Below are 10,928 nucleotides of genomic sequence, written 5' to 3' on the forward strand. Positions count from 1 at the left end.
GCCGGCGTAGGCCGCGATGGTATCCAACGTCGCTTCGATCATGGTTTCGCCCCCTTGAGAATCGCTTCCTTCGCGACGACCCGGTCGTCGAACGGCAGCGTCGCGCCGCCGACGATCTGGTACGTCTCATGTCCCTTGCCCGCAATCAATACTACATCGTCCGGCTCGGCCATTTCAACCGCCATTTGGATCGCGCGCCGGCGGTCCTCGACGACCGCGTAGCTCGAAGCGTCCGCGCCGGCCGCCGCGACCCCCGCCTCGATCTCGGCGAGAATCGCCTCCGGCGGCTCCGAGCGCGGGTTGTCGGACGTGAGAATCGCGAAGTCGCTCCGCTCCGCCGCGATGCGTCCCATGATCGGACGCTTCGTCCGATCCCGGTCTCCCCCGCAGCCGAAGACGACGATGACGCGGCCCCGCGCGAATTCGTTCACCGTATCCAGCACGTTGCGCAGACCGTCGGGCGTATGCGCGTAATCGACGAGCACCGTGAACGGCTGTCCCGCGTCGACCGGCTCGACCCGGCCTTCGACGCCCGGGAGCCGCTCCAACGCTTCCTTACTTACCGATAACGGCACGCCCTCCGCCAAAGTTGCGGCGATCGCGCCCAAAATGTTATACACATTAAATTTCCCGAGCATCCGGACGGTCAGCTCCGTCTCGCCCGCGAACGTCGTCACTTTCATCGAGGTGCCGCGCGCGGTGAGCCGAATGTCGCTCGCCCGCACGTCCGCGGCCGCCTCGACGGCGTACGTGATCGTCTCCGCCGCGGTGATCGCTTTATACTTTACGTGCGCAGGGTCGTCCGCGTTCAATACCGCGTATTTCCGCGCCGCTTCGCCGGGTTCCGCCGCGTTGCCGAGCCTTGCGAAAAACAGCCCCTTCGCCTCCGCGTACGCTTCCATCGTGCCGTGGTAATCGAGATGGTCCTGCGTCAAATTCGTAAACACCGCCGTCCGGAAATCGACGCCGATCGTCCGCCCTTGATGGAGCGCGTGGCTGGACACCTCCATGACGCAATACGCCGCGTTCGCGTCCGCCATGCGGCGCAGCGCGCGCTGCAGCGAGACGGCGTCCGCCGTCGTCCGCTCCGCGGCTTCCACCTTGTCGCCGATCTTCACGCGAATCGTACCCATCAGGCCGGTCTCCCGGCCCGCCGCGGTCAAAATCGCCTCGATCAGCGACGTCGTCGTCGTCTTCCCGTTCGTCCCGGTGACGCCGATCGTGCGCACTCGCTTGCTCGGGTCGCCGAAGAAGTGCCGGGCGGCGATCGCCGACGCATACCGGGCGTCCGGCACGACGAGCTGCGGCGCGTCGAGCGGAAGCGGCCGCTCGCACAGCAGCGCCGCCGCGCCGTTCGCGACGGCCGACGCCGCGAAGTCGTGCCCGTCCTGCGTAAAGCCGGGAATGCACAAAAACAAATCCCCGGCCTTCACGCGGCGCGAATCGGCTTCCAGGCCCGTCACGTCGACGCCGCCGTCGCCGCGTAACTCGGATTTTAGAAACAGCGAGGCGAACTCATGCAGCTTCATCGTTGCTCCTCCGTTCGGAAAGCTAGATCATTAGTATAGACAAAATTTCCCGCTCGCAACGGGCGCGGCGTCGAAACGACCGCGCCCCGGATTATTCCGGCGGCGCCGGCTCGGCTTGATCGGATAAATAAATCTGGATCGTCGAGCCGATCGGCACCTTCGTGCCCGCCTTCGGCTCCTGCATGACGACCGTCCGCCCCGCGCCGTATTTGGCGAGCGTAAAATTCATATTCATGCTCTGGTAAATTTCCGTCGTCGTGCGCCCGATCAAATTCGGCACCTCGACCATCATGACGTCGAGCCCGTACCGATACTCCGGCTCCACCTGGCCTTCGCGCGGCTCTACGCCCATATAGCGCAGGCTGTCTTCCATGATGTTTTGCACGATCGGCGCCGCGATGAGGCCGCCGAACTGGAGTCCCTTCGGGTTGTCGACCGCCGTGTACACGACGATCTTCGGATCGTCCGCCGGCGCGAAGCCGATGAACGAGACGATATGCTCGGTCGGCGAGTAACGCCCGTTCACGACCTTCTGGGCCGTACCCGTCTTGCCTCCGACGCGGTAGCCTTCGATGAAGGCGTTGCGCCCGGTGCCCTTGGCCACGACGCTTTCGAGCGCCTGCCGCACCAGCTTCGACGTCTCCTCGGAGATGACGTTGTCGCGCACAAGCTCCGGCTCGATCTCGTCGACCGTCTTCCCCGTAAGCGGATCGATCCACGCTTTCGCGACGTGCGGGCGGTACAGCTTGCCGCCGTTGATCGCCGCCGACACCGCCATGACCTGCTGAATCGGCGTGACGGAGACGCCCTGGCCGAACGCCGTCGTCGCGAGCTCGACCGGGCCGATTTGATTCGGCTTGAACATAATTCCGTTCTCCTCGCCGCCGAGGTCGATGCCGGTCTTGCTGCCGAAGCCGAATTTTTTGATGTAATCGAAAAGGGTATCCGCGCCGAGCCGCTGGCCCATGACGACGAAGCCCGGGTTGCACGAGTTTTCGACGACCTCGAGGAACGTCTCCGCGCCGTGTCCGCCCGGCTTCCAGCACCGGAGCCGCGCGCCGCCGACCTCGATGGCGCCCTTGTCGTGGAACGCCTCCGTAAAGCTGACCTTGCCCTCCTCGAGCGCCGCCGCCAGCGTCACGATTTTGAACGTGGACCCGGGCTCGTACGTCATCCAGATCGGCAGGTTGCGGTTATACACCTCGGACGGGTACTGCTGGTAATCGCCCGGCTCGAACCCCGGCCGGCTCGCCATCGCGAGCACATCGCCCGTATTCGGATCGACGGCGATCGAAATGATGCGCTCCGGCTGGTATTTCACCATCGCTTGGTCGAGCTCGCGCTCCATGATCGTCTGAATTTGCTTGTCGATCGTCAGCTGGAGGTTCAAGCCGTCCTTCGGCGGGACGTATTCCTCCGTCGAATTCGGCATCTCCTCGCCCCTGGCGTTCGACAAATACGCGACGCTGCCGCGGACCCCCTTGAGCAGCTCGTCGTATTGCGACTCCACGCCGGTCAGCCCTTGGTTGTCGATGCCCGTGAAGCCGAGCACATGCGCCGCGAGTCCGTCGTACGGATAAAACCGCTTGTTGTCCTCCGCCACGAAGATGCCGGGCAGCCGCAGCTCCCGCACCTCCCGCGCCTTCTCCTGCGAAATTTTCCGCCCGCCCGGCTGCAGCTTCACGATCGACTCTCGTTTCTTGATCGTCTCGAGCACTTTGCTTTCGGTCATGCCGAGCGCGGGCGCCAGCAGCTTCGCCGTCTTTTCCTTCTCCTTAATCTGCGCGGGAACGGCCCATATCGTCGGCGTGCTGACGTTATAGGCAAGCCGCTCGCCGTTGCGGTCCCATATTTCGCCTCGCTTCGCCGCGAACGGCACCTCGCGGCGCCACGAGTCCTCCGCCAGCTCCGTCAATTCCGGTCCCATCGCCAGCTGAACCCAAGCCAGCCGAACGACCAACGCGACAAACAGCAGCGACGCGGCGACCAACACCAGGTACAACCGGCGTCGCAGCGTCACGTTCGATACGCGCATGTCCACCCTTCCTTTCGTCCGAGAGCAAGTCTATCTCTTTCTAGACTATTCATGACGAACAGGGGGTAGAACAAGCCTTCTTAGGCGGCCGAGCCGCCTTCGTCCGAGCCGACGTCGCTTTCGGGGACTCCTCCAGCGGCGCCGTCTTCCGCCTCGGACGCTTCCTCGCCGGCTTCCTCGCCGTCTCCGCCGTCGGCCTCCTCGCCGGCTTCGCCGTTCGTGCCGCCCTCGCCGCCCTCTTCCGCCTCGGCGGCTTCGCCGGACGGCCGCGGCCGCAGCGGCTCGAGCCGCACGCGCAGCGCCGCTTCGCCGTCGCGGTCGACGACGTCCTGCTCGACGACGTAGCCCTCGCCCTCCGCCTCGCAGCGGAGGCCGAGCAGCGCGCACAGCTGCACGACGTCGCGCAAGCCCGCGCCGGTCATATCCGGCACCGGCGCTTCCTCCTGCGGCACGGTCAGCAGGTACACTTGCGCGGAAGGCGGCATTCGCTCGCCGGCCGCCGGATATTGGCCGACGACCTTCGCGCCGTCGCCGACGAGACGCGCCTCGAAATCGCGCGCGTCCAGCTCCTTCGCGGCGGCGCGCGGCGCAAGTCCTTGCAAATCCGGCACCGGCGCGAGCGTATCCCCGCCGATCGAAGCGGCCGCCGCGATCGGCGCCGTGTCCGGCTTCACGCCCATGTGGCGGAGGCTTTGCGAGACGATTTCCCGAAACACGGTACCCGACACTTCGCCGGCTCGATTCGAGTCGCCGCCGAGATCCGGCTGATCCGCGATGATCGCCACCGCGATGCGCGGATCGTCGGCCGGCGCGTACCCGATGAACGAGACGACCCACGTGTCGGGCGAATATTCCCCGTCCACGACGATGTTCGCCGTGCCGGTCTTGCCCGCCACCTCGTAACCGTCTACGCGGGCGCGTCGGCCGGTGCCGCGCTCGTCGGAGACGACCTGCTTCAGGTACTCCGTCACCTGCTTCGCGACCGCCGGCGAGACGACTTGGCCGAGCTCCTTCGGGCCGTTCTGCATAAGGACCTCGCCCGTATCGGAGTCGACGACGCGCTTGACGACGTATGGCTGCATCAGCTTGCCGCCGTTCGCGATCGCGGCGTACGCGGCGAGCTGCTGAATCGGCGTCACGATGGCGCCGCCTTGCCCGTACGTCGTCGTCGCGATTTCGGAAGCGTACCGGAACCGAATCATCGGATCGACCTCGCCGGGCAAGTCGATGCCGGTCTTGCGCGTAAACCCGAACCGATCGATATACTCGCGCAGCAGGTTTTCCCCGAGCATCTCGTAGCCGAGCTTGACGAACGCGACGTTGCTCGACCGGAGCAGCCCTTCCAAATACGAAATTTCTCCCCAGCCGCCTCGGCGATGGTCGTTCAAGGTTCTGTCGGCTACCCGAATGGAGCCTGACTTATACGTCTCCTCCGGTTTGAACACGCCCTGCTCGACCGCCGCCGCCAGCGTCACCAGCTTGAACGTAGAGCCGGGCTCGTATCGCGACTGGATCGCCATATTTTTAAAATCTTTTTCCGGATCGTACTTCCAATATTCGTTCGGGTCGAACGTCGGGAAGTTGGCGAGCGAGAGCACCTCCATCGTGCGCGGATCGACCGCGATCGCGGTCATGCTCTTCGGTTTGTACTGCTCGTACGCCTTCTTCAGCGCCGTCTCGGTATAATGCTGAATCGTTTGGTCGATCGTCAGCACGAGGCTTTGCCCGTCGACCGGCGGCACGAGCTCCGGCTTCGAATCCGGCAGCCGCCGCCCCTTCTGGTCTTTCTGATAGGCGACCGATCCCGGCACGCCGCGCAGCAGCTCGTCCATCGCGAGCTCCAGCCCGGAGGCGGCGTCCCCGTTCTTGTTGACGAAGCCGAGCACGTGCGCGGCGAGCGAGCCCTTCGGATAATAGCGCATCTGCTCTTCCTCGAGGATCACGCCGGGCCAATCGTCGCCCTTGATCCGATGCTCCTTGACGAACGCGTCCTTCCACGCGCGGATCGCTTCCGCCTTCTCCGTCGGCAGCTTGCGGCCGTCGTTTCCGATTTGGCGGTAGATGCGCAAGTTGCCGTCGGCGTCCCGATTCGTCGCGTGCTCGTACAACGCCGCTTCGCTCACCCCGAGCACCTGCGACAGCCCTTGCGCGACCTCGCGCGCGAGCCCCAGCTCGCCGATCAGCTTCGGATTAAGCACGACCGTGTACCCCGTCGCGTCTCCCGCCAACACCTCGAGATTCCGATCGTAAATCGTGCCCCGGTCGGCGGGGAGCGACTCCTCTTTATCCCACATCGCCTGCGCCCGGGCCGTCAGCCAAGGCGATTCTACGACCTGCAGCCAATAGAGACGTCCGATCAGCAAAATAAAAAGAAGAGTGAACGCCGCTCCCAGCAGAAGCGAACGCACTCTAATTTTGTGCGGCATAATGGCATTCCCACCTTATTCGAAGTCCGATTCCGGCCGCGCTTACTCCGCGCTGGCCACCGCCGCGCCGGCGTAGGACGCCGCCGCGGCGCCTTGCTCCACCAATCCGAGCTGAATTCCTTTCTCGATCAAGCGCTCCGGGCTGCCGAGCGTCGCGATCTCGTTTTTCAGCATCGCGTTTTTCGCTTCCAACGCGCGAATTTCGGCTTCCGCCTTAACGACGTTCGCGTTGATCTCGTATTTCACCGATTCGAAATACTGATAGATTCCTAGAACCGAGAACAGAAAAAAAGCGAGCCCGATCCAAAGCGCCTTCTCCGAACCCGGCACCGTCTTCGCCCGAGGAGTCGCCGCCGCGACGGCCTGCTGCTTTCTTGCGGGCGCCGCCGCCTTCGATTGCCGGTCGTCGAGCGCCAAGCTTCCATGCATATATGCTGTCATGCTTATGTATCCCCCTTATTATAAATCGGGAACGGCAGCGCCGTCCCGCCCTTGCGAACATGTACTTTTTTCCAGAAAACGCTTCGCTGTCCTTACAGCTTCTCCGCCGCCCGCAGCTTCGCGGAACGCGCTCTCGGATTGCGCTCCAGTTCCTCCGCCGACGGTTCGAGCGGCTTGCGCAAGGCGAGCTTGAGAACGCCCTTCGCCCCGCAGCCGCACATCGGCAAATCCGGGGGACAGATGCATTTGCCGAGCTTCGACGCGAACGTCGTCTTGCAAATCCGATCCTCGAGCGAATGGAACGTGATGACGGCGATGCGCCCGCCGGGCTTGGCGACCGCAATCGCTTGCTCGAGCGCTTCCTCGAACGCCCGAAGCTCGTCGTTCACGGCGATGCGGATCGCTTGGAACGACCGCTTCGCGGGATGTCCCCCGGTGCGCCTCGCGGCCGCCGGGATGCCCGCCTTCACGAGCTCCGTCAGCTCCCCGGTCGTGCGAATCGGCGCCTTCTCGCGCGCCGCCGCGATCTCCCGCGCGATGCGCCTCGCGAATTTCTCTTCGCCGTACTGGAACAAAATGCGGGCGAGCTCCGCCTCGGGCCATTCGTTCACGACGTCGTAAGCGGTCACGCCCCCGCTTCGATCCATCCGCATGTCGAGCTCGGCGTCATGGTGATAGCTGAAGCCGCGTTCCGCCTCGTCGAGCTGCGGCGACGAGACGCCGAGGTCGAACAATACGCCGTCGACCTGCGCGTACCCGAGCCCCTCGAGCTGCTCCTTCAACTTCCGAAAGTTCGAACGCACGAAGATGACCCGATCCCCGTAAGGGGCCAAAACTTCGCGCGCGTGCGCGAGCGCCGCGTCGTCCTGGTCGAAGGCGACGAGCTTTCCGCCTTCGCCGAGCCGGGAGGCGATCAACGCGCTGTGCCCGGCGCCGCCGAGCGTGCAGTCGACGTAGACGCCGTCCGGCTTCACCGCGAGGGCGTCTACCGCTTCTTCTTTCAATACCGTTATATGTGTAAACAATGTTGCAACCCCTTTTCAGCCCGCCTTGCGGTTACAGGTCGAAGTTAAAGTCGACCAGCTTCTCGGCGATTTCGTTGAACGAATCCTCCGATTGGCGGGAGTACGCCTCCCAAGCTTCCTTGCTCCAGATCTCCACGCGGGTCGAGACGCCGATGACGACGCAGTCTTTGTCGAGCTTCGCGTGTTCCCGAAGATTGCTTGGTATATTTACCCTTCCCTGTTTGTCCAGCTCGCATTCGACCGCCCCCGAGAAGAAGAAGCGAGTAAACGCGCGCGCGTCGGATTTCATCAGCGACAGCGCCTTGAGCTTCTGCTCCATAACGCTCCACTCCGACATCGGATAGACGAACAAGCATTGGTCGAGGCCTCTCGTCATGACGAAAGCGGAGCCGAGCTCGTCGCGGAACTTCGCCGGAATGATCATGCGGCCCTTGTCATCAACGCTATGTTGAAATTCACCCATGAACATCTCGGCTCACCACCTACTCGCCCTAATCCACCACTTGCCTCCACTTTCCACCACTTTTACTCAAATTCGATGACAAAAAGAAAAATCCTGCTTAAAAAACAGGATTTCAAAAAAATATTTTATGGAATTAAGGGTCGGTTTTTTTCGGTTTTTGCTTTTCGCCGTCGAATGAACCAGTATATTGGAACACCGAGGAGGATGGCGGCGAGCAAAATCGGAATCGCGCCGGCGAGCAAAATCATGACCGCCTCGGCGGTCGACGCGAGGGCATTCAGGCTGTTCCGCAGCGCTGCGCCCATCCGTTCGCCGAGCGGCGTCTCCTGGCCGAACGCGGCGATGCGGGACGCGTCGCGCTCGTACACGCGAAGCTCTACGGTCGAGTACGCCACGTTGGCCTGCAAATACCGGATGCGGCCTTTCAGCCGCTCGATTTCCTCCTGGATCGCGGCGAGCTCGTTCGTGTACCGAATCAAATCCTCCGAGCGGCTCGCGCCTTCCATATACTCCAGGTACCGCGCCTCCACGACTTGCTTCGCCCCAAGCCTCGCATTCAGATCGACGTATTCTTCCGAAACGTCTTGCGCGTTCATGCTGCGATTCAGCCCGACGTTCGGCAGCTTCTCGAGCCGATCCATAAATCCGTCGAAGTCGCCGGCCGGCACCTTGATCGTAAACAGCCCGGACCGCTCCGCGTCGGACGTCTGCTCGGAAAACTGGACGAGGTACCCGCCCGACAGATGGATTAGGTTTTGAATTTCCGTATACGCGTCCGCGTAGCTCTCGACTTCCATCGTTACGTTCGCTTTGTAGATCAGCATGCGGCCCGTCTCCGCCGCCGCCCCGGCGGTAACGGCGGGCGCCGAACCGCTCGTCCCCGACCCGGCTCCGTAAGCGGTCGACCCGGAAGAGACCGCCTCGACCCGCCCTCCGTCCGCCTCCTCCGACGCCGGCATCTCCAAGGGCGCTTCCATCGCCATATCCGCCATTGGCGGCATCGGCGCCGCCATCTCCGCCGCCGCGCCGCCGGCGGAATTTCCGTACGAGCCGCTCTCCCCGCTGCAGCCCGCCGTCAATGCCGCGAGCGCGATCGCCAGCAGCCCGGCGGCCAGCCTCCCCTTGCGTAACGTCCTCATCCCGTCCCCGCCCTCTTCCGTTCTTCTTCCGGATGTTCCGGTTACGTAATAGACGTCTCACGCTAAGGGGAAGGTTGCAATGATTCGACGCGGCGGAGAAATTTTCGAAATGCCGCGACAAATCACGCGAGGCGATACAGCAGCCCCCCGCCGCCCCCACAGCCACGCCTCCATGTTCGAAAAGGCGCCCGCGAGCGCCTCCGTATCCGCAAACAAAAACAGACGCAACCCCGAAGGTTGCGTCTGTTGGCTGCCGTTAATGCTCCGCCCAGCTGTCGAGATAAGCCGCTTGCTCGTCCGTCAGCGAGTCGATGCTCGTCCCGAGCGCCTCGAGTTTATACCGAGCCACTTGCTCGTCCGTCTCGCGCTGCACGTTGACGACCCGCTTCCCGATTGCCTCGTACTGCTCGTTCACGTACTTCAGCGCCAGCGCTTGCAGCGCGAACGTCATATCCATAATTTCCGCCGGATGACCGTCGCCCGCCGCCAGATTGACGAGACGTCCCTCCGCGAGCAGGTAAATTTTCCGGCCGTCTTTCAGCTCGAATTCTTCGATGTTCTTCCGCACCGTGCGGCGGGACACCGACAATGCCGCCAGCTCCGGAATATTGATTTCGACGTCGAAATGACCCGCGTTGGACAAAATCGCCCCGTCCTTCATCGCTTCGAAATGCGGGCCGCGGATGACGTCCTTGTTGCCTGTGACCGTTACAAAGTAGTCGCCTACCTTCGCCGCTTCCGCCATCGGCATCACCGCGAAGCCGTCCATGTACGCCTCGACCGCCTTAATCGGATCGATCTCCGTGACGACGACGTTCGCGCCGAGTCCTTTCGCGCGCATCGCCACGCCCTTGCCGCACCAGCCGTAGCCGTTGACGACGACCGTCTTGCCGGCGACGACGAGGTTCGTCGTCCGATTAATGCCGTCGAACACCGACTGCCCGGTGCCGTACCGGTTGTCGAATAGATGCTTGCAAAGCGCGTCGTTGACGGCGACCATCGGGAACTGCAGCTTGCCTTCCCGCTCGAGCGATTTCAGGCGAAGAATGCCCGTCGTCGTCTCCTCCGCGCCGCCGCGCACCTGGGAGAGCAGATCTTGGCGTTCCGCATGCAGAATCGTCACCAAGTCGCCGCCGTCGTCGATAATGAGGTCCGGGCGCGTTTCGAGCGTCTTGATCATCAAATCCTTGTATTCCTTCGGATCCGGATTGTATTTCGCGAACACCGTGATGCCGTCCTGCACGAGCGCCGCGCAGACGTCGTCCTGCGTCGAAAGCGGATTGCTGCCCGTAATAACGACGTCGGCGCCGCCCGCTTGCACGACCTTCGCGAGGTATGCCGTCTTCGCCTCCAAGTGGAGGGAAATCGCCACGCGCAGTCCTTTGAACGGCTGCTCCTGCTCGAACAACGCGCGCACGCGGTTGAGCACCGGCATATGCTGCTCCACCCAATCGATCTTCAGCTTTCCTTCCGCGGCGAGCGCCGGGTTCGCGATAATGCTCTTGGTCAGCATGGTCATCTTCAAGCATCTCCTTCATCGTTCGGAAAATGGGTTCGTTCCTTATAAATAGACCGCTTCGTGCGGCCGCCAGCCCGCCTCGAAATCGAGCTCCGCGCGCTCGACAAAGCGATCGAGCCACGGGAAGCCGAACTTATGGACGTATTGGAAAATGTTGACGACCCGCTCCTGCGGCTTGCCCGCGGGCGCGACCGTCATGCGGATGCGTTCCCAATGCCGCAGCCCGGCTTCGTGCTGCTGCTTCATCGCATCCGTCGTCTTCCCTTCGAGGAAGTCGATCTGCTCGAGTATTTTCCCCATATTCGTCTCGCCGAGCTTTCGCAGCCCCGGATTGACCGAGGCGGCCGCCTC

General features: G+C 63.1%; 8 protein-coding genes and 1 pseudogene. All 9 read right to left on the reverse strand.

The genetic code is table 11. The features are described from left to right. Positions 1-38: 38 nt before the first annotated feature. Entirely contained in the window at positions 39-1,529 is a 1,491-nt protein-coding gene (locus VEZ38_RS15270; RefSeq protein WP_324894891.1) for a UDP-N-acetylmuramoyl-L-alanyl-D-glutamate--2,6-diaminopimelate ligase, read from the reverse strand. Between the two features lie 91 nt (positions 1,530-1,620). Then, positions 1,621-3,564, reverse strand: coding sequence for a stage V sporulation protein D (locus tag VEZ38_RS15275; protein ID WP_324894893.1), 1,944 nt, complete (start codon positions 3,562-3,564; stop codon positions 1,621-1,623). 80 nt (positions 3,565-3,644) lie between these two features. Next, on the reverse strand, positions 3,645-5,990 hold the full coding sequence (locus VEZ38_RS15280) for a penicillin-binding transpeptidase domain-containing protein (protein ID WP_324894895.1): 2,346 nt from the start codon (positions 5,988-5,990) through the stop codon (positions 3,645-3,647). 42 nt (positions 5,991-6,032) lie between these two features. Further along, complete coding sequence (locus VEZ38_RS15285; protein ID WP_324894897.1) at positions 6,033-6,431, reverse strand: hypothetical protein; 399 nt, start codon at positions 6,429-6,431, stop codon at positions 6,033-6,035. Between the two features lie 92 nt (positions 6,432-6,523). Further along, on the reverse strand, positions 6,524-7,456 hold the full coding sequence (gene rsmH / locus VEZ38_RS15290) for a 16S rRNA (cytosine(1402)-N(4))-methyltransferase RsmH (RefSeq protein ID WP_324894899.1): 933 nt from the start codon (positions 7,454-7,456) through the stop codon (positions 6,524-6,526). A gap of 31 nt (positions 7,457-7,487) precedes the next feature. Then, positions 7,488-7,925, reverse strand: a complete 438-nt coding sequence (gene mraZ / locus VEZ38_RS15295; RefSeq protein ID WP_324894900.1) for a division/cell wall cluster transcriptional repressor MraZ — start codon at positions 7,923-7,925, stop codon at positions 7,488-7,490. Positions 7,926-8,044: 119 nt separating this feature from the next. After that, complete coding sequence (locus VEZ38_RS15300; protein WP_324894902.1) at positions 8,045-9,058, reverse strand: DUF4349 domain-containing protein; 1,014 nt, start codon at positions 9,056-9,058, stop codon at positions 8,045-8,047. 256 nt (positions 9,059-9,314) lie between these two features. Next, positions 9,315-10,577: an adenosylhomocysteinase gene (locus tag VEZ38_RS15305; protein WP_324894904.1), complete on the reverse strand. Its 1,263-nt coding sequence runs from the start codon at positions 10,575-10,577 to the stop codon at positions 9,315-9,317. Positions 10,578-10,619: 42 nt separating this feature from the next. Beyond that, a pseudogene (locus VEZ38_RS15310) lies at positions 10,620-10,928 on the reverse strand (bacillithiol biosynthesis protein BshC); the annotation flags it as partial.

This window comes from Paenibacillus sp. (genome assembly GCF_035645235.1).
In the GTDB taxonomy this organism is placed as follows: Bacteria; Bacillota; Bacilli; order Paenibacillales; family YIM-B00363; genus Paenibacillus_AE.

What these genes read in the sequence shown, in the direction of transcription:
- VEZ38_RS15300 (WP_324894902.1), bottom strand. Translation starts at nt 9,058, where the DNA reads ATGAGGACGTTACGCAAGGGGAGGCTGGCCGCCGGGCTGCTGGCGATC.
- VEZ38_RS15275 (WP_324894893.1), bottom strand. Translation starts at nt 3,564, where the DNA reads ATGCGCGTATCGAACGTGACGCTGCGACGCCGGTTGTACCTGGTGTTG.
- VEZ38_RS15285 (WP_324894897.1), bottom strand. Translation starts at nt 6,431, where the DNA reads ATGACAGCATATATGCATGGAAGCTTGGCGCTCGACGACCGGCAATCG.
- VEZ38_RS15270 (WP_324894891.1), bottom strand. Translation starts at nt 1,529, where the DNA reads ATGAAGCTGCATGAGTTCGCCTCGCTGTTTCTAAAATCCGAGTTACGC.
- VEZ38_RS15305 (WP_324894904.1), bottom strand. Translation starts at nt 10,577, where the DNA reads ATGACCATGCTGACCAAGAGCATTATCGCGAACCCGGCGCTCGCCGCG.
- mraZ (WP_324894900.1), bottom strand. Translation starts at nt 7,925, where the DNA reads ATGTTCATGGGTGAATTTCAACATAGCGTTGATGACAAGGGCCGCATG.
- VEZ38_RS15280 (WP_324894895.1), bottom strand. Translation starts at nt 5,990, where the DNA reads ATGCCGCACAAAATTAGAGTGCGTTCGCTTCTGCTGGGAGCGGCGTTC.